Source organism: Deinococcus sp. LM3, assembly GCF_002017875.1.
Taxonomy (GTDB): Bacteria; Deinococcota; Deinococci; order Deinococcales; family Deinococcaceae; genus Deinococcus.
Genome location: NZ_MUFV01000008.1, coordinates 1 through 16,728 on the forward strand (window position 1 = coordinate 1; position 16,728 = coordinate 16,728).

The window sequence follows — 16,728 nt, forward strand, 5'->3', positions numbered from 1 at the left end:
CATCGTCTCGCCCTGGACAGCGAACTCGCCGCCGACCCCTGCACGCCCGAACGGGCCGCCCGCGCCAACCGCGTCGCGCAGGCCTACCGCGAAGAGGCTACCCACGCCGTCCAGACGGAACCCTGCGGGGTGTGCGGCGCTCCCGGACGCGTCGAGACCGGTCTGTGCGAACGGTGCCAGGAAAGCCATGACCACACGCAGGCACAGGACTACGCGTTCTGGGTCGTGAGCGCATGACCGAAGCGACCGCTGCCCTGTTCCTCGGCGCCTGGGTGGTGGCCATGGCGCTGCTGGCCGCCTGGGGGCTCGCCACCCTGAGCCGGAAGCGCTGATGCCCGACCGCCTCGCCGACCTGTACGAACTCGAACGCGACCTGCGCGACGCGATCGCCACCGCCGGACCCGACCACCCCAACCGCGCCATCTGGCTCCAGGCCCGCCGGAACGTCCTGACTGAAATGCAGACCCACCGCCGCGAGTACAGCGCCGCCCAGCCCACTCCCATTTCCCAGAGGAGCGCCGCATGATCACCCAATCCACCGTACCCGTGTACGCCGCCCATGAACGCCTGCCTCACCGTCCTGCCCGTCCCAGCCGACTGGTGCGCCGCTGGCGCGTGTTCCGCCGCCGTGAACTGCCGTTCCTGGTCGCTGGCGTCGCTTTCGGCAGCGTCATGGCCCTGGCCATCAGCGTCGTCCTGGTCGAAGGGCCCATGCGGCTGGTGGCAGCCGCTGCACTGATCAGCGCGGTCCTGGTGTTCGCCCGCGCCCTGGCCGCTGCGCCCGGCGGCTTCCGTCACTATGTCGACCTGCCCAGTGAGCCGCCCTGCCAACCGCGTGCCCAGTCCGCAGGAACGCCGCCTGCTGCGCGTCCTGCTGACCAGCGCTCCCCTGACGACTGCCACGCTGGGCCGCGCGTTCCCGTTCAGCGCGGCGCACACCGCCACCCTGGCCAGCACCCTGTTCCGTGACCGCCTCGTCCGGCGTGTGCCCGCCCCGAACCTGCAGGCACACCGCAGCAGGGGCCGCGCCTTGCACGCCCTGATTCCCGCCCCGATCGCCGCGCTGCTGCTGTACCGCCGGCCCACGCTACTGCGCCCGCGCGCGCACCTGATTGCCCTGTCCGAACTGGTGGACGGCACGTTCCGCGACGGCGGCGCCCTGACGCTCAACCGCGCCTACCGCGCACCCTGCGCCCTACCCGGAGCAGCGTGAAAGGGCACGCCAGGGGTCATTCCCTGGCGTGCCCCGTGCAACCCCGTTCAGGAGTTCACCCGTTCAGGGCCTGCGCGAACTGCCTGACCAGTACCGCCCCCTGCAGGACCGTCAGGCCCGCCGCACCGTACGCCGCCACCCGCTGATCCCAGCGCCACAGCGCCACCGTCACGCCGCCCATCAACAGGCACGTCAGGAGTGCCATCAACACCGCGCCCAGCAGGCGAGCGTCCGGCACCAACCCGTTGATGACAATCGCAGCCAGCAGCAACACGAACCAGAACGACAACGCCACGCGGGACCAGACCATGCCCGTCACCCTACCCGGCGCCCGCCAGACGCAGTTCAGGTCACCTTCAGCCTCTCCAGAGAAACCCCCTTCATCACCAGCCGAGGATCAACGCCAGCTGATCCGACAGGAGCCACACCCACCCCAGGCACGTCAGGCCCATCAGGAACGCCGGTCCCCGCGTTCCCCGGCGCCACAGGTCAACCGTGAACCAACCCAGGAGCAGCAGGTCCACCAGAACGATCAGTGCGATTCCCCCACCCGGCCGTCGGCCCCTGCCAGTTGATGCACATCCGACAGGTTCCGCACTGACGTCAGTGCGCCCCTACCAAGACCCGCCTCACGCGCATGCCGACGCTGCCCGGCAACTGGAGTCCCGTATGATCGACCCCCGCCAGAACACCTACGCCGTCCTCGACGCCGACCTGCCTAACGGCGTCACCCTCAGCGCCCGCATGGCCGTCCTGGAAAGCCGCGCCGGTCTGATTGAAGGCCTGCGCGCCGCCGTCAGCGAGTACGACGCGCACCTCCTCGACACGCAGCGCCTCCGGGACGTCGCCACGCGCCGCCTGAGTGTCGCCCTGCACTCCGCGGACCTGCTGCGCGACATCGAGTACTCCATCGCGCCCCTGCTCGGGCTGGCTGACCGCGCCGCCCCCACCAACCCCACACTGGACGGCCTGAGCGACCTGACCAACCCACTCGAACCCGCCACGGTCAAGTCCGCCCGGGAACCTGAGCCGGTAGCTCAGCCCACACCGGCCCCCGCACCCGCCCAGGTGGCCGAGATGTCCGAACCCGAAGCCCATCCCGACCTGACACCCACGGCCGTCACGGACACCCTGGATCTCGTGTTCCCCACCGGGTTCGAACTCAGCAAGCAGGCCGTGGTGTACCTGGACATCCACGCTCACCCCGGCGTGACCCTCACGGACATCATGGTCCGCACGGGCCTGTCGCGCGGCTCCGTCAGCGGAATCCTCACCAAGGGCGTCAGTTCCCTGCGGCTCTCCCGTGTCGGCACGCCAGGCCAGCACCGCCTCACGGCCAGCGGACTGAGTTACCTGCGCCAGTTGCACGCCTACGCCGCCCAGTCGGCTGAAGGTGACAACGCTGCCAAGTCCAGCGGTGATGAGCCGGAGCAGTCGATGCCTGAAGTTCCGGTAGTCGACGCCGCCACTTCCGCCCCGGAACCGGTCCGCGAGGCGGCGCCCATCAAACCCGGTCAGCCTGCACCGGGCAGCGCCCAGGAACGCGCCCTGCACTTCCTGCGTGATCACGGCCCCGCCACCGCGCCCGTGATCGCCGCGCACCTCGGCATGCCCCCCGGTCCCGCCGGCGCCACCATCGCCAACCTCGTGAAGCACGGGTACGTCACGCAGACCGACACCACCCCCAGGGTCATTCAGATTCCCGGCGATACCCGCCCCGTCACGCACGCCGCCCCCACCGCGAGGAAAGCCGTCGAAGCGCCGCCTGCCGCCGAGCCGGACCCGGTCAGTGGTGTCAGCCCCATCACGCAGGAGGAACTCAAGGCCCGCGTCCGGGAGAACGCCGGGCAGGTCCGCGCGGTCCTCGGCAAGAAACCCATGACGGAACTGGACTTGCGCGCCAGGCTCCCCGACATGAACCTCAGCCACCTGCGCGCTGCCCTCGGTCACCTCGAGGAAGCCGGCACCGTGCGCCGCGTGCCCGGTCCCACGCCCGCCAGCCGCGCCGCGTACGCTCTGGACGAACTGGAACTGCCCGCCCCGCAGCGTGCCCACCTGACCGCCGAGGGCCGCATGGTCGAGGCGCACCTCACACAGGTCACGGACCGCAGCGAGCGGGACACCGTGTCGAACATGTCCCTGAAACTCGGCCTACCCCGCGCGGACGTCGAGGAGGCCCTCGCGGTCCTGCACGCCCAGGGACGCCTGCGCTGGAGCCGCACCGGCATGCTCCTGCACTTCACGCTCGCGACCGCCAGCACCGCCGAGGTGGCCGCGTGACCACCCTACCCGGCCTCCTGGCGCTGAGCGTTCAGGAACCCTGGAGTACCGCCATCCTGGACTTCGGGAAGGAAGTCGAGAACCGCGACTGGCACCGCAGTCCCGGCCTGCTCGCCCAGGCCCACCGCCTCGTCGGGCAGCGCATCCTGCTGCACGCCGGGAAGACCTTCGACGACAGCGGCGTGCCCGTGATCCGCGCTCTGACCGGGCAGCGCCTCATGAAAGCTGACTGCACCCTCGGCGCGGTCCTGGGGGTCGTCACCCTGCAGGCCGTCACGACCGACGGCGTCCCCACCAGTCGCTGGGCAGCCCGTGACGCCGTTCACCTGCACCTCGCCGGTCCTGTCCGCCTGACCGACCCCATCCCCTGCCGGGGCGCACTTGGCTTCTTCTTCCCGGACGACACCGTGCAGGAACGCGTGCGCCGCCAGCTGGCCGCGCAGGGCGTCACGTTGTGACCACTCCCGCCCCGCTCAACCCGGCTGCCCCGGAAACGGCCGGACGCGGGCACATGATCGTGCGGGTCGCGCACGCCAACCCCGGACGGTGGATTACCGTCACCCAGCTGCGCGATCTGCTCGGCATGGCGGGCACCAGGAACTACGCCAAGCAGGCCTCGCACCAGCACCGCGCCGGACGCCTCGACCGACAGCACGCCGCCGGTCACCGCCCTGATCGCCCGCGTTTCGAGTACCGCTTCCTGACGTGGCCCCCCACCCGCACCGCCCGCGAAACGCCGGAACTCGAAGCGGGCACGGACGCCAGCGCGGCCGCCCGGCACGCCCGGCAGCGCGACACCACCGCCCGCCGGCGCGTGACCGTCACGGCCGCCGCGCAGATCCTCGCCGTCCTTCGCACCTCCCCGAACCCTCTCCCGGAACTGGAGATCCTCAGCGCCGTTCCCACCCTCAGCGTCACCGCCGCCCGCGAGGCGCTCTCATACCTCGTGCACGAAACGCAGGACGCCATGCTCATCACGCCCACCAGCCGCCGCGCCCGCACCACCACGTACGCAGCGGTTCGCAGCGGCCTGCCCCGCGTGCCCGCCCGTCCCCTCACGCCCGACGCGGAGGCCGTCCAAGGCCTCCTGAGCGCCGTCACGGAACGGGACAGCAGCCTCTCCCGGCAGGCGTTGATGGAACAGACCCGCTGGCCCTGGCCGCGCGTCGAGAAGGCCCTCTCCCTGCTGGAAGCGCACGCCCTGCTGGCCCTGCGGCCCGTCGGCGCATCCGTCCTGTTCCGCCACGCCCCCAAGTCCCCGTCCATCAGGAGCAGGTCGCATGAACCTCGTCCCCACCATCCACGCACTCGCCACCCGCACCCGCCAGATCAACGCCAGCAACGACTGGGGCAGCGACTTCACGCTCGCGCAGATCCCGCAGTTCCTCGCGCTGATCCACAGCGAGATCACCGAAGCGCACCACGAACGCGACCGGGCCAAACGCGCCCGCGAACTCGGGGACGTGATCATCCGCTGCCTGGACCTGTGCGAACTGATCCAGCCCGGCCTGATCGGGAGCCGCCTGACGACGCTCGAGCACCGCCGACCGGGCCTGCTGACCTGGGCAAGACCCAGGCAGCAGGAAAAATTCAGTGAATCTGTGGGGCAATCCCAAGTGGAGCACGGGGGCTGAGGATCGCACTTCCCATTCCACAGCGTCTTAAGGGGTCGGCGTCGGCTGCGCGATATTGGCCATTTCTGTTTTGATGGGTACAGGCTGATTGGCGGTAAACGAGTATATCAGTTGCCCTTCACGGTTCAGACCCCAGCCTCGGACTGTCCCATCTGCCCTCCCAGCGAGACTGTACTCCGGGCCTGCGGCGATACTGGTGACTCTACTCAACCCCATGACCTTGACAGGTCTCCGGTTGAATGTGCTGTTGCCATCCCCCAGTTGCCCCTTGTCACCGGCACCCCAGCTCCAGACGGTCCCGTCCGTCTTCAAGGCCAGACTATGGGCGCCGCCTGCAGCGATGCTCGTCACACCGCTCAAGCCACTCACCATGACGGGTTTCGTCCGGAAAGTGCCGGTGCCATCCCCCAATTGCCCGCTGTCATTGGCACCCCAACTCCAGACGGTCCCATCCGCCTTCAGGGCCAGATTGTGGCTGCCTCCTGAAGAGATGCTCTTCACTTCGCTCAGTCCACTCACCATGGCCAGCTGGCTACCTGCACCCCAACTCCAAACAGTCCCATCCGCCTTTAAGGCCAGATTATATGTATCGCCCGTAGCGATGCTCGTCACTCCGCCGAGACCGCTCACAATATTATCTCCCATTAGAACGGTCCCATCCGCCTTCAATGACAGATTGACGCTAGCTCCCGCAGCAATGCTTACAATATCGGATCGCTTAATGAATTGGCTTCCAATAAAATAAGAAGCGAGAGGGTCGCTGGCAGGGGCACCTGTATCTATGTTGCCTCCTCCAAAGACGGTCCCATCTGCCCTCAAGGCGATACCATAGTTCTTGAATGAGCCGTCAAATTTGCCACCTGCGGCGACGCTGACGAAGCCGTCACGGTAAAAATCAAGGGAGGTACTGCCCGGCGATAAGGAGTAGCCTCTAGTAGAGGTGTTCCCCCAGAGAGCGACAGTCCCGTTAGCCTCCAAAGCCAAACCATGGATGTTTCCTCCGGCAAGAATGGTTCCGCTCGTTTCGGTGCTGGTCACCGTCTGACTGAGCAGAGGAACTCCTCGACAGTTGCTCCCTGCATACACATTGAGCGTGTGCTCTCCCACAGCGTAAAGTTGTACCCGCCAACGATTTGGAAAGCCGGGCGTACTGATATTCGTGACGCTCATCTGCTTGTCGCCGCCGCAGAGGATCTTCGACGTCGTCGAGCCGTCCAGCGTATCAATGTCGTAATAGGCAGGCAGGCTCCGAGTTACCGGTTGGACCAGAGAATCATCGCTAAATGTCCGAGTGGGGAAGATTGCATAGTTTTGGAAAGTGCCACTTGTCTCATTCCATTGCTTAACTACAGAACTCAGCCTGACTGCTGGGAGAGCATCCTGTACTGCAGTGACATTCAGCGAGAAGCTAAAGGGGTCCCTGGTTGCGCCCCCGCTATCCTGAGGAGTCATCGGTACATTCACCCCGAAGGTGATCAGTGAACTGTCACCTGGGGCCATCAGGGTGGTTTCCCCAGGCGCAGGCGGAGTTGTCAGCCACCATCCAGCCTGAGTCAGCGTCTTGATGCCTTTCCCAGTCGTGTCAACGCCACTCACGTCCAATCCCGTGAGGAAGGTGTTGGCCTTCGGATCGATTATTGCCGCGCCTGTGGAGGCATCGAAAATCTGCCCCTGACTCAGGGAGGGTTGATTGGTGGATGTCGTTGCGTCCGACCCATCGAAGTACCGGATCTTCGTGAATACGCTGTCGGTCGTACTGCCCTGAGGAACCACGGCCACGAATTTAGGGTTCCGCAACGTTTCAGAGGAGTTATTCGTAACTTTGTAGGTCGCGCGCACGTGCCGGGTGCTTGTGGCCGTCACGGCAAACGTCTGGACGGCGACTGGGGAAAAGCTGAACTGGTCCGGTGCACTGACCAGCCCCTGCGCGCTCAGGCCGCCTGCCTGAAGCGACAGGCGGCTGGTCGGGGTGGCCGTCCCGATGGCATTGAAGTCAATCTGGAAAACCCCAGGAAGGGCCTGCTGCACAGGTGTTGCTGGCGTGCTGGCCCCTGGCGTCGTTCCGCCCGGCAGAGCAATAGGAGTCTGTCCACAAGCGGCGAGGAGGAGGGGAGGGAGAAGAAGAGACATGATCCGTCGGCGCATAGTCAGAACTCCGTACTGAATGGAGAGGCGTTATGGACCTTGTTCAGTCCGACAGGAATGGAGATGCTCAGGGTGACAGCCGTCCATGTGCCGAGGAACGTGAGGGTGGGGGCTGCATAAACGCTGGTCACTGCTGGAGCGCCTTCAGGACGGCTGGGGGTAGGCTGATGGACGTTGGGTGGGGTCATAGGAAGCCTCGGGAATTGAAGGAGTGGACCGAAATTTAGATGAGTCTTACTTGGATAATATAAAAACCGACACCCCCGCGCACGCTCTGGCTCTGGCGCTGATCAGGGCTCTGAACGGAGAGAGCGTAATGGTTCCAGCTGACCCTGCGCCCAGGCAAGTCCACGCCCTTTCAGTGCCGCGTTGTGGGCGCTAGGCTGGCGTCCATGCCCTCCCCTCGCCGGACTTCCCCACCTGCCGTTCCCTGGGAGGCGTGGCAGGCGTCCGTTCTGGCCTTCGTGGACGCAGGCCGGTTCGACGACGCGGTCCTGACCGTCGAACGGGCCCTGAACGAGGGTCAGAACGCCGCCGCGCTGCTGGAACTCCTTGAGCATGTGGAGGAGTGCGCTCCGGCCGTGCTGCCGCGTGGCGTGGGCGGCTGCCTGAGCCTGCACGGACTGCGGCTCAAGCTCCGCCTGCTCGGGAACGCGCGGACACCCAGCGATGTGGCCGCCCTGGTGCGCGAGGCGCAGGCCGCCCGGCTCAGGGACGGGTTCCTGTTCGCGGATCTGGCCTGGGCCCTGACGCAGCAGGAGGACTTCCCAGGCGCCCTCCAGGCCGCCGACACGGCCCTTCAGGACCGGGAGAACCTCACGAACCGCGACCTGGGACTGGCCCTGCGGATGAAAGGGTTCGCGCAGAACCGACTCGACCCTGGCAGCGACTGGGAAGGGACGTTCCGGGAGGCGCTGGACGTCAGTGAAGGCTGGACACGCGGGCTGATCCTGCTGGACCTGGGTGGCCTGCGCAGCCGCGCGGGAAACGAACCGGGCGCGATGCTGGCCTACACGGACGCCCGGAATCTGGTGGTGTCCACCGGGCACCAGGCGATGGTACTGAACAACATGGGCGTCGTCTGCCTGCGCCTGGGACGCTTCGAGGAAGCCGAGGAGTACTTCATGCAGGTCGCGGCCCTGAAATCCACGTACCGCAGCCGGGCGCTGTCCGGTCAGGCCGCCGCGCGGCGCGCCCTGGGCGAGTGGGCGCGGGCCGAGTCGCTGTACCAGCAGGCCGCCGGGGCCAGCCAGGATGAGGACGACCGGCGGCAGGCCCTGCGCGGCCTGGGGTACACCCAGCGGCTTGCAGGGCGGCATATGCAGGCGCTCGAAACGCTGCGCGGCGCCGCGACCACCGCCCGGAGCGACCGTGAGGGCGGGCAGTCGTGGGTGAACGTGGACGTCGCCGCCACCCTCGCCAGCCTGGACGTCCTGGACGCGCGGTCCGTGGAGGATCACCTCGCGCGGACCGGGCCGCTGGACGCCGAGGACGCGCAGCGGGCTGTGATCGTCCGGGCGGAACTGGCGCGCCGGACCGGTCACCCTGAACAGGCCGCCGCGCTCCTGGGTACCATCAGCCGCGGCGCGCTGTGGACCCGTGAGGAAGCGCACGCCTTCGGGCCACTGTTCACGCTGCTCCCCGCCGGGCAGCGACCTGAGCCCCTGCCCCGACCACAGCAGACCCGCGTACACCTGCGGGCGATAGGCGTGCCGGTCGTGCAGGTCAACGGGCGGCGCATCCGCCCCGGTCACCTGGAGGTGACCACGCTGGCCGCCCTGATGCTGGCCGGTGGGGACCTCACTACCGACGAGCTGATCGAAGTGATCCGGGACGGGAAACCCCGTGAGATGCGAGCGGCTGCGCAGCGCGTGTCCCGCGTCGTCCGCCAACTGCGGGACTCGCTCGGCTGGGAGGGCAGCGTCCTGTCCCTCGGCGGTGCGTACCAGCTGGATACCGCAGGCGACTGGAGCAGCGACGTGCAGGCCGCCCTGGCAAACGGTCAACCCGTCACCGCTTTCCTGTCCGGCGTTCCGCTCGCATGGGTCACCGAACAGGAGCAATACCTGATCGCTCAGCACTCAGATCATCTGACTTTTACTTAGGAGCAGAGGGTAGTGCGACAGACCTGAGACAGCCTCCGCGTACGGTGCGCCCCATGAGTGACTCCGCACCAACCACCAACCTCGAACCCCGCACTCCAAACCCCCGACAGGCCAAAACCTGGGATAAAGCCAAACGCCTCAGCGCCCTCCTGAGCGAATTGCAGGCCCGCCGCTGCACTACCGCCGACCTTGCCCGCCGCTTCGACGTCGGCCAGCGCAGCATCCAGCGCGACATCGACGCCCTCAGACGCATGGGACACGACGTCGTAGAACACGCCGGGCAGGCCTACTCCATCCCCAGAAACGTCACCCTTCTGCGCCCCGCCGAGGCCCTCGCCGCGTACGCCGCCATCCGCCTCGCGCACCACCACTCCCCCGCCCTGAACAGCCACTACCGCCACGCGCTGCACAGCATCTCCATGGCACTCCCGGAACGTATCCGCCACACCCTCAACGCCAGCGTCAAAAACACCGGCGCCACCCCCTTCGCCGAGCGGCAGATGGAACAGGTCGCCGCTGCCTGGATGGACGGCCGGGTCCTGAACTTCGATTACCGCCGCCCCAACGGCGAACTCGAAACCGGGAACGAACTGTGCGTGTACTTCATCGAGATCAGCCGCGACAACCTCGCCCCGTACGTGATCGGCCTCGAACGCCGCCGCGGTCAAGTTCGCACCTTCAAGCTCTCCCGGATGACTCACCTGAGCCTGCACCAGGACACCTACGAACCAGATCCCGACTTCGATCCGAAAGCCTTCCTCAGTGACGCGTGGGGCGTCATCGGCAGCGAGAACCCCCTCACCGTCACCGTCCGCTTCGCCCCGGAAGCCGCGTACCGCGTCCTCGAAGGTGGATTCCCGAACGCCACTCTCATCCGCCGCGACGGCTGCGTGGAAGTCGAATTCCGCGCCGGCACCGACCGGACCGGCCTCCCCCGCGAACTCATGCCGTTCCTGCTCGGCTGGGGCCCCCGCGCCGAAGTCCTCTCCCCCCCACACGTCCGCGAAGCGTGGCTCGCCGAACTGCGCGAAACCCTCACCCGTTACGACACCCCACACGCCCGCAACACCGCCTGACCCGCCGGAGGAACACAAGAGGATCACTGCGTGAATAGTCTCCCCACCTTCAACCTGCTGCACGAACCCTGGATTCCCGTCCGCCCGGCGGTGGCAGTCCCGTGCGCGAGGTCAGCCTGCGCGACCTGATCCTGCACGCCCGCACCTACAGCCGCATCGACGACCCTTCCCCGCTGGTCACCGTGGCCCTCCGGCGCCTGACGCTCGCCCTGCTGCACCGCGGCCTGCGGGAACCGTTGAGCACCACGCAGGCCGCCGAGTGGTTCGCACAGGGCTTCTCCGAAGGCACGCTCGAAACCCAGGTGGGGATGGGCCGGTCGGTTGGGATGGTGTCGCGCGGTATTGTGGGCGGCACATGATCACGGCGACGATCTTCAATCACGCGGGCGGTGCGGGGAAAACGTCCATTACCCGCGATGTGGGGTACCAGTTCGCGCAGGCGGGCCTGCGGGTGCTGCTGGTGGACCTGGACCCGCAGGCGAACCTGAGCAGCTGGCTGGGCGTGCGGAACGTCAGCATCGACGCGACGGTGTACGACCTGGCCACGACCGGCGCGCCCCTGCCGGAACCGGTGGAGGCGCACGGGCTGCACGTCATTCCCAGTCAGGTGGACCTGGCGCTGGCCGAGACGGGCATGCTGGGCGTGCCGGGCTCGCAGTTGTTCCTGCGGCAGGCGCTCGAGCAGGTGCGGGACCGGTACGACGTGGTCCTGATCGACAGTCCACCCAGCGTCGGGCAACTCGCGATTCTGGGCGCGGTTGCCGCCGACCGCCTGATCGTCCCGGTCCCCACCCGGCAGAAGGGCCTCGACGCCCTGCCGGGCCTGCAGAAGGCAACGGCGCTGTACCGCCGGATGCGCCCGGAACTGACCGTCGCCCTGTACGTGCCCACCCTCTACAACGACCGCCGCAGCCACGACCGCGAGGTCCTCGACATGCTGCGCGGCGGCCTGTCCCCCCTCTCCACGCCCATGCCGGAACGCCCGGCCGTGTGGCTCGACAGCACCATGGACGGCAGCCCGGTCGGCGTGTACGCCCCCGGCAGTCCCGTGCACGGGGACGTGCTGCGCCTCACGGCCGAGGTGGCACGCGTCCTGGGCCTGAATATCACGGTGACCGCATGACCCGCCGGCGCCCCAACCGCCCCGCCGGACTGGACGGTCTGCTCCAGGGCGCGTCCGCCCTCGCGGACGTCCCGACCGTCACGCTCCCCACCGCGCAACTCCGGCCCGCTGCGTTCCAGCCGCGTCAGCACTTCGACCCGGACACCCTGACGGAACTCGCGGACAGCATCCGCAAGCAGGGCGTCCTGCAACCCCTGCTCGTGCGGCCCAGCGGCGCGGAGTTCGAGATCATCGCCGGCGAGCGCCGCTGGCGGGCCGCGCAGCAGGCCGGCCTCACCCACGTGCCCGTGTACGTCCGCGACCTCACCGACGAGCAGGCCACCCGCGCCGCCCTGCTGGAGAACCTGCACCGCGAGGACCTCAACCAGTACGAGGAAGCCGCCGCCACCCTGCGCCTCGTCGCCCTGACCCTCGGCGTGGACGAGGACACTGCCCGCGCCCGCATGTACGCCGCGGCGCGCGGCACGAACACCGAGGACCGCGAAGCCCTTGAGGACCTGTTCGCCGCCGCGAGTCTCGGCAGCTGGCAATCGTTCACGACGAACAAACTCCGCATCCTCAAGTACCCGGACGCCATCGTGCAGGCCATGCGCGGCGGCCTCCATTACAGCATCGCGGCCGTCATCGCCAGCGCCCCCGAAGCGAACCAGGCCGAACTGCTCGCCCTCGCCCTCGGCGGCGCCGGGTACCGCGAAGTCAAGGCCCGCCGCGCCGAACTCGAAGCGCGCCCCACGCCCCTGCGGGTGGACCCCGCGCGGGTCACGCAGGTCGGCAAACGCATCGGCAGCGTCAAATGGCTCGGCACCCTCGACGACCGCGCCCAGAAAGACCTGCAGGCGTGGCTCAACCGCATGCCCGACAGTGTCCGCAGGGCCATGAACCTCCCGGACTGACGTCAGTGCGCCAGCAGGGGCCTCACCTCACCGGGTTCTCCTCACGGTTCAGGGTCAGGTTCACCAGCGACCTGTAGCCCTCACGGAAGAGTTGCTGGTCCTGTCCCTCAGAGGCCGAGGACAGCTCTTCCACTGCGCATGCCAGTGACGCATTCCCGCGGATCATGACAACCGTCCAGGTACCGAAATCTTTCCGGAGCAGATTCCTGCGCACCCACCCGCTCTCCTCCAGCGCAGACACCACAACCCTGGCGGTCACATCCGGATCACTCGTGGCCGGATAGCACCCGCCGAGCAGCTTCATCTCCTGGTACGCCTCGGCGCAACGGGTGTCAGGCGACACGTCGGTCATCCGCGCGATGGACGCATCCAAGCTCAGGTGAGCCCGGTTCACGGCGCGCTCCTGACAGGAGAAGAGAAGAAGTGTCAGCAGCAGCAGGGGCCAGTGCGTCACCTGACCAATCCGCTCACAGATGCGCCCACCTGTCCGGAGACGTCATTCGTCACCACCGCGATTTCCAGGAAGGACTTGAACCCCTGGTCACGCAGCGCCCAGTCATCCTCCGTGTCTGCATCTTCCAGTGTGTCGATCACGATGACGGCGGACTGATCACCTCGCGACAACGATTGAGACCACGTTCCAAAATCCTTGCGCAGGGAATGATCGGGTTCAAAACCAGAGTTCAATAGGGCCTGTGAGACCGCTCTGGCAACCTCATCCTGCTCCCCCACGGAGACGAAGCACCCGCCCAGCTCAGCTCGCTTCTCGTACACGTCAGCGCATCTGTTTACTGAGTCAAGGTGCTCAATGCTCTGAACGAGTCGGGTGAGATCACTGCCGACGAACGGCCCCTGCTCTACCGAATGTTTCACTTGACACCCCACGAGCAGCACGAAGAGCGGAAGGAGACGGGTCACCGGAATGCCATCCAGAGTTCATGCGGTCTCCTGTAGGCCTCCGTCATCTGACTGACGACAGCCAACTCACCGATCAAAGACGCAGAAACCCGTACGTCACACGGCCAGTTCTGCTGTCGTGAGCGCAGGCCAACAGGGGGTTCCGGCAGGTTTCCCAGCACCGCCATGCTCCTCACTTCGCCGGATTTTCCTCGCGGTTCAGAGTCAGGTTCACAAGGGACTGGCAGCCCTCCCGGAAGAGTTCCTGACTGAGGCCTTTTGACCGGCTTGTCAGCACGTCTACTGAAAAAGCCAGCCCTTCTCCTTCACGCACCAGGGTGGCGCTCCAGATGCCGAAGTCCTTCCGAAGCGTCCCCCTGCGTTTCCATCCGTCCTCTTCCAGCGCGGACACCACGACCCTGGCCGTCACGTCCGGGTCACTCGTGGCCGGGTAGCACCCGCCCAGAAGTTTCATCTCCTGGTACGCCTCAGCGCAGCGGGTATCCGGAGAGACGTTACTCATGCGTGCAATGGAGGCGTCGAGGCTCGGCTGGGTTCGGTTCATGGGACGCTCCTGACAGGACGAGAGGAAAAACAGCGTAAGTAGCAGGGACCACCATGTGACTTGATTCATCCGCCCATGGAGCCCATGAGCGTGACGAGATGCAGGACTCCCGTTATGGCGACGTTGACACCTCCGTCTGCTTGACAGCACGGTTCAGGGTCAGATTCACCAGCGACTGGTAACCCTCTTTAAACAACCGCTGGTTGAGACCCTCTGACTGGGACGTCAGCCATCTCACTGACACAGCCAGCTTCTCATCAGGACGGACCAGCACGGTACGCCAGGTTCCGAAGTCCTTCCGGAGCAGGCTCTCTCGTTTCCATCCGTCCTCTTCCAGTGCGGATACAACGACCCTGGCCGTCACATCCGGGTCACTCGTGGCCGGGTAGCACCCGCCCAGCAGGTTCATCTCCTGGTACGCCTCAGCGCAACGGGTGTCAGGCGACACGTCAGTCATCCGCGCGATGGACGCATCGAGGCTGGGGTATGTTCGGTTCACGGCACGCTCCTGGCAGGACGAGAGGAAAAACAGCGTAAGCAGCAGGGTCCAGCGTTTCATTTCACTGACCTGTAGATGTTTTTTAAATCAGGATAAATTTTTTCGAGGAGATCTTGCGGGGCAACAACATCCTGCAGTAGCTCAGAGCTTACAGTCACCTTGTCCGGCAATTTCAGGTTCAGTTCTTTTGCCATGTCGAGGTCGTTCTGCGTGACGTTCAGCGTGACCGGCCCGTACGTTCCGTCCGTCAGGCCCATCAGCTTCAGGGCACTTTTCACGAAGGCGGCGTACGATTCGCTCTTCAACGCCAGGGTGGTCAGGTGGTCGAGCAGGGTGTTTACGGGCAGGCCGTCCATGATCACGTCCGTGTACGACCCGCCCGTCACGACCATGTCCGCGAAGCCGCCGATCACCTTGAGGTCTTTCAGGTTCGGGTGTTTCTGGCTCACGTACGTCAGGTACCGCTGCAGGCCCAGCAGGTTGTCGCGGCCGCCCTCGGTGACCAGGCGGGGGTCCTGCGCGCTGCTGTACGACCCGCCGTACACCACGCGGGCGTCCTGGCGGGCCTGTCCGGGCGCGAACTGGTGCTCGTCCTGAATGCCGGCTGTCTTCAGGATGCTGAGCGCGGGGTTGCTGGTTTTCAGGCCCTGCAGGTACGTGTTCAGCAGTGGGATGTTGTGCCCGCTGGTCGCCAGTTTCGTTATGTCGCCCGCGAAGGGGGCGTCCGTGCCGTGCGGTTTCCACTGCGGGTCGAAGTAGTGGATCTGGCCGGGCAGGCCCCGGTCCCCGGAGGTGGGGACCACGTCCCCGTCCGCGCGGTAGTGGCGGGACGTGATGGCCAGTTGCGGGTTCGCCTTGTTGTACACCTCGAGGCGGGCGACGTCCTTCTCGTCGATGTTCGCGCCCTGGAAGGTCACGACGGTCCGGGCGTACTGCGGGTAGAGGGTCGCGGCGAGTTGCGCGAGGCCGCCACCCAGCGAGTGCCCGACCATCAGGATCGGTCCGGCCGCGCGGGCCTTGGCTAATTGGGCGCTGATGAGGTCCTCGTTCTGCTGAATCTGGTAGTACCCGATGCTGCCGGGCGCGAAATCCCCGATTTTCGTGTCGATGACCCCGGCCTTGTTGTTCTTCAGGTCGATCGTCACGCCTTCCGTGCCGCGCCACGCGACGATCACGTCCTTGTACTTCGCGCGGCCCGGGATGGGCGTGAACACCCGGAAGTCCAGGCCCCACTTCCCGTGAATGGCGTCCCCGGCGGAGTACCCGAAGTACGCGAGCAGCGCCGCCGGCTGCCCGTGCCGGCGCTCGTCCTCGAACGCTTCCTTTCCCTCGAGGGCGTCGCCGGTGACGTTCTCGTACCCCATGCCGATGGCGATGTTCTCCAGGAACGCGTCGTACGTCAGTTGCGCTTCGCTGATCGGCGGGGGCAGCAGATCCAGCAGGATCTTGCGTTGCCCGGCGTCCCGGACGAGTTCCCCCAGTCGCGTGTACAGGGAACGGCCGGTCTGCTGGCGGTAGGTGGTGAGCAGTTGCTGGGTCTGCCCTTTGGCACGGGCGTCCGCGAGTTCCTGCCGGAGTTCCTCGATCACCTTCGGGTCCGAGATGACCTGGAACCGCTCCACTTCCGCGTTTCGAATGAGCGCAGGCAAAGGCAGGGCCCGCCTCACCTGCTGCAGGACGCCCGCCACAGGTCGGGGGACATCCACGATGTTCTGCCCGAGTTGCCGGGTGGTTCCAATCAGGGCGTTCGACAGGACGTTGTCCGTCCGCGCGGCGCGGTCCACCACGTCCAGCCCCACCATGTACCGGGACTCCGTGTGCACGTCCAGCATGGCGTCAATCACGCCCGCGCGGTCGGTGCCGCTCAGGCGCATGACTTCCCGGCCCGTGTCGAGCGCGGTCACCTGAGCCCGGAAGTCCTGCGCCAGCGGCCGCTTCGTGAGGACCCGGTACTGGGCGTCCAGCGCGCCATACCCGACTTTCATGGCGAGCGTCACCACGACCGCCTGGAGGTCCATGCTCACGTTCAGTCCCAGTTGCACGCGGGTCACTTCCGGCAGGCTCTGAAGGCCGAGCTTCACGGTGGGGGCCGTGTGAACGGCCCGGAGGGCCAGCGCGGCCGGTCGGGCCAGCAGGGACGGACCCGGCGCGGGCGGCCGGGCCGCAGGGGCCGGCTGTGCGGCCGGGGCGATTGGACTGGTCTGGGAACGACGTTGCAGAGGAGCGGAACCGGTCATGAAACCTCCAGATGAGCTGGTGCGCTGCCGGTCAGCTTACCCGGCGGGGACGCGAAGCGTA

19 protein-coding genes are annotated in these 16,728 nt (G+C 66.7%); 11 read left to right on the forward strand and 8 right to left on the reverse strand.

Going from position 1 to position 16,728, the window contains the following annotated elements; translation table 11 throughout:
• The 3 genes from BXU09_RS21130 to BXU09_RS19760 all read left to right on the forward strand — a co-directional run.
• Positions 1 to 237, forward strand: a 237-nt coding sequence (locus tag BXU09_RS21130; protein WP_168174706.1) for a hypothetical protein, incomplete at its 5' end; no start/stop codon positions are given.
• A gap of 94 nt (positions 238 to 331) precedes the next feature.
• The gene (locus tag BXU09_RS19755) at positions 332 to 526 is read left to right on the forward strand and encodes a hypothetical protein (RefSeq protein ID WP_078306019.1); all 195 of its coding nucleotides are present in this window, start codon (positions 332 to 334) and stop codon (positions 524 to 526) included.
• A 288-nt stretch (positions 527 to 814) separates the two neighbouring features.
• The gene (locus BXU09_RS19760; protein WP_078306020.1) at positions 815 to 1,213 is read left to right on the forward strand and encodes a hypothetical protein; all 399 of its coding nucleotides are present in this window, start codon (positions 815 to 817) and stop codon (positions 1,211 to 1,213) included.
• Positions 1,214 to 1,268: 55 nt separating this feature from the next.
• Here BXU09_RS19760 and BXU09_RS19765 read toward each other — a convergent pair whose 3' ends face one another.
• Together BXU09_RS19765 and BXU09_RS21135 are read right to left on the reverse strand one after the other, a co-directional pair.
• The gene (locus BXU09_RS19765; RefSeq protein WP_144012457.1) at positions 1,269 to 1,523 is read right to left on the reverse strand and encodes a hypothetical protein; all 255 of its coding nucleotides are present in this window, start codon (positions 1,521 to 1,523) and stop codon (positions 1,269 to 1,271) included.
• A gap of 73 nt (positions 1,524 to 1,596) precedes the next feature.
• The gene (locus tag BXU09_RS21135; protein ID WP_168174707.1) at positions 1,597 to 1,737 is read right to left on the reverse strand and encodes a hypothetical protein; all 141 of its coding nucleotides are present in this window, start codon (positions 1,735 to 1,737) and stop codon (positions 1,597 to 1,599) included.
• Between the two features lie 145 nt (positions 1,738 to 1,882).
• Here BXU09_RS21135 and BXU09_RS19770 point away from each other — a divergent pair, with 145 nt between their 5' ends.
• The 3 genes from BXU09_RS19770 (at position 1,883) to BXU09_RS19785 (ending at position 5,127) form a co-directional block, all read left to right on the forward strand.
• Positions 1,883 to 3,493, forward strand: coding sequence for a helix-turn-helix domain-containing protein (locus tag BXU09_RS19770; protein WP_078306022.1), 1,611 nt, complete (start codon positions 1,883 to 1,885; stop codon positions 3,491 to 3,493).
• Positions 3,490 to 3,951: a hypothetical protein gene (locus tag BXU09_RS19775; RefSeq protein ID WP_078306023.1), complete on the forward strand. Its 462-nt coding sequence runs from the start codon at positions 3,490 to 3,492 to the stop codon at positions 3,949 to 3,951. The genes BXU09_RS19770 and BXU09_RS19775 overlap by 4 nt, the downstream gene beginning before the upstream one ends.
• A gap of 822 nt (positions 3,952 to 4,773) precedes the next feature.
• Positions 4,774 to 5,127: a hypothetical protein gene (locus BXU09_RS19785; protein ID WP_078306025.1), complete on the forward strand. Its 354-nt coding sequence runs from the start codon at positions 4,774 to 4,776 to the stop codon at positions 5,125 to 5,127.
• Positions 5,128 to 5,154: 27 nt separating this feature from the next.
• Here the strand turns inward: BXU09_RS19785 and BXU09_RS19790 are convergent, their stop codons facing one another.
• The gene (locus tag BXU09_RS19790; RefSeq protein WP_078306026.1) at positions 5,155 to 7,272 is read right to left on the reverse strand and encodes a hypothetical protein; all 2,118 of its coding nucleotides are present in this window, start codon (positions 7,270 to 7,272) and stop codon (positions 5,155 to 5,157) included.
• A gap of 392 nt (positions 7,273 to 7,664) precedes the next feature.
• Between BXU09_RS19790 and BXU09_RS19795 the strand changes: the two genes are divergently transcribed.
• The 5 genes from BXU09_RS19795 (at position 7,665) to BXU09_RS19815 (ending at position 12,469) form a co-directional block, all read left to right on the forward strand.
• Complete coding sequence (locus BXU09_RS19795) at positions 7,665 to 9,377, forward strand: tetratricopeptide repeat protein (RefSeq protein WP_240501549.1); 1,713 nt, start codon at positions 7,665 to 7,667, stop codon at positions 9,375 to 9,377.
• 53 nt (positions 9,378 to 9,430) lie between these two features.
• On the forward strand, positions 9,431 to 10,453 hold the full coding sequence (locus BXU09_RS19800; RefSeq protein WP_078306028.1) for a WYL domain-containing protein: 1,023 nt from the start codon (positions 9,431 to 9,433) through the stop codon (positions 10,451 to 10,453).
• A 101-nt stretch (positions 10,454 to 10,554) separates the two neighbouring features.
• Positions 10,555 to 10,812, forward strand: coding sequence for a type I-E CRISPR-associated protein Cse1/CasA (locus tag BXU09_RS19805; protein WP_205684198.1), 258 nt, complete (start codon positions 10,555 to 10,557; stop codon positions 10,810 to 10,812).
• On the forward strand, positions 10,809 to 11,576 hold the full coding sequence (locus BXU09_RS19810; RefSeq protein ID WP_078306029.1) for a ParA family protein: 768 nt from the start codon (positions 10,809 to 10,811) through the stop codon (positions 11,574 to 11,576). Before BXU09_RS19805 ends, BXU09_RS19810 begins: the two co-directional genes overlap by 4 nt.
• Positions 11,573 to 12,469: a ParB/RepB/Spo0J family partition protein gene (locus BXU09_RS19815; RefSeq protein ID WP_078306030.1), complete on the forward strand. Its 897-nt coding sequence runs from the start codon at positions 11,573 to 11,575 to the stop codon at positions 12,467 to 12,469. Before BXU09_RS19810 ends, BXU09_RS19815 begins: the two co-directional genes overlap by 4 nt.
• Before the next feature lie 22 nt (positions 12,470 to 12,491).
• Here BXU09_RS19815 and BXU09_RS19820 read toward each other — a convergent pair whose 3' ends face one another.
• The 5 genes from BXU09_RS19820 to BXU09_RS19840 all read right to left on the reverse strand — a co-directional run bounded on the left by BXU09_RS19820 (position 12,492) and on the right by BXU09_RS19840 (position 16,667).
• Entirely contained in the window at positions 12,492 to 12,923 is a 432-nt protein-coding gene (locus BXU09_RS19820) for a hypothetical protein (protein WP_078306031.1), read from the reverse strand.
• Positions 12,920 to 13,387, reverse strand: a complete 468-nt coding sequence (locus BXU09_RS19825; protein ID WP_078306032.1) for a hypothetical protein — start codon at positions 13,385 to 13,387, stop codon at positions 12,920 to 12,922. The genes BXU09_RS19820 and BXU09_RS19825 overlap by 4 nt, the downstream gene beginning before the upstream one ends.
• 172 nt (positions 13,388 to 13,559) lie before the next feature.
• A complete protein-coding gene (locus tag BXU09_RS19830) occupies positions 13,560 to 13,931 on the reverse strand; it encodes a hypothetical protein (RefSeq protein ID WP_078306033.1) in 372 nt (123 codons plus the stop codon).
• A gap of 112 nt (positions 13,932 to 14,043) precedes the next feature.
• The gene (locus tag BXU09_RS19835; protein WP_078306034.1) at positions 14,044 to 14,490 is read right to left on the reverse strand and encodes a hypothetical protein; all 447 of its coding nucleotides are present in this window, start codon (positions 14,488 to 14,490) and stop codon (positions 14,044 to 14,046) included.
• The gene (locus BXU09_RS19840) at positions 14,487 to 16,667 is read right to left on the reverse strand and encodes a hypothetical protein (RefSeq protein ID WP_144012458.1); all 2,181 of its coding nucleotides are present in this window, start codon (positions 16,665 to 16,667) and stop codon (positions 14,487 to 14,489) included. Before BXU09_RS19840 ends, BXU09_RS19835 begins: the two co-directional genes overlap by 4 nt.
• Between the last annotated feature and the right edge of the window lie 61 nt (positions 16,668 to 16,728).

What these genes read in the sequence shown, in the direction of transcription:
- BXU09_RS19795 (WP_240501549.1), top strand. Translation starts at nt 7,665, where the DNA reads ATGCCCTCCCCTCGCCGGACTTCCCCACCTGCCGTTCCCTGGGAGGCG.
- BXU09_RS19830 (WP_078306033.1), bottom strand. Translation starts at nt 13,931, where the DNA reads ATGAACCGAACCCAGCCGAGCCTCGACGCCTCCATTGCACGCATGAGT.
- BXU09_RS19800 (WP_078306028.1), top strand. Translation starts at nt 9,431, where the DNA reads ATGAGTGACTCCGCACCAACCACCAACCTCGAACCCCGCACTCCAAAC.
- BXU09_RS19840 (WP_144012458.1), bottom strand. Translation starts at nt 16,667, where the DNA reads ATGACCGGTTCCGCTCCTCTGCAACGTCGTTCCCAGACCAGTCCAATC.
- BXU09_RS19785 (WP_078306025.1), top strand. Translation starts at nt 4,774, where the DNA reads ATGAACCTCGTCCCCACCATCCACGCACTCGCCACCCGCACCCGCCAG.
- BXU09_RS19815 (WP_078306030.1), top strand. Translation starts at nt 11,573, where the DNA reads ATGACCCGCCGGCGCCCCAACCGCCCCGCCGGACTGGACGGTCTGCTC.
- BXU09_RS19770 (WP_078306022.1), top strand. Translation starts at nt 1,883, where the DNA reads ATGATCGACCCCCGCCAGAACACCTACGCCGTCCTCGACGCCGACCTG.
- BXU09_RS19810 (WP_078306029.1), top strand. Translation starts at nt 10,809, where the DNA reads ATGATCACGGCGACGATCTTCAATCACGCGGGCGGTGCGGGGAAAACG.
- BXU09_RS19765 (WP_144012457.1), bottom strand. Translation starts at nt 1,523, where the DNA reads ATGGTCTGGTCCCGCGTGGCGTTGTCGTTCTGGTTCGTGTTGCTGCTG.
- BXU09_RS19790 (WP_078306026.1), bottom strand. Translation starts at nt 7,272, where the DNA reads ATGCGCCGACGGATCATGTCTCTTCTTCTCCCTCCCCTCCTCCTCGCC.
- BXU09_RS19755 (WP_078306019.1), top strand. Translation starts at nt 332, where the DNA reads ATGCCCGACCGCCTCGCCGACCTGTACGAACTCGAACGCGACCTGCGC.
- BXU09_RS19835 (WP_078306034.1), bottom strand. Translation starts at nt 14,490, where the DNA reads ATGAAACGCTGGACCCTGCTGCTTACGCTGTTTTTCCTCTCGTCCTGC.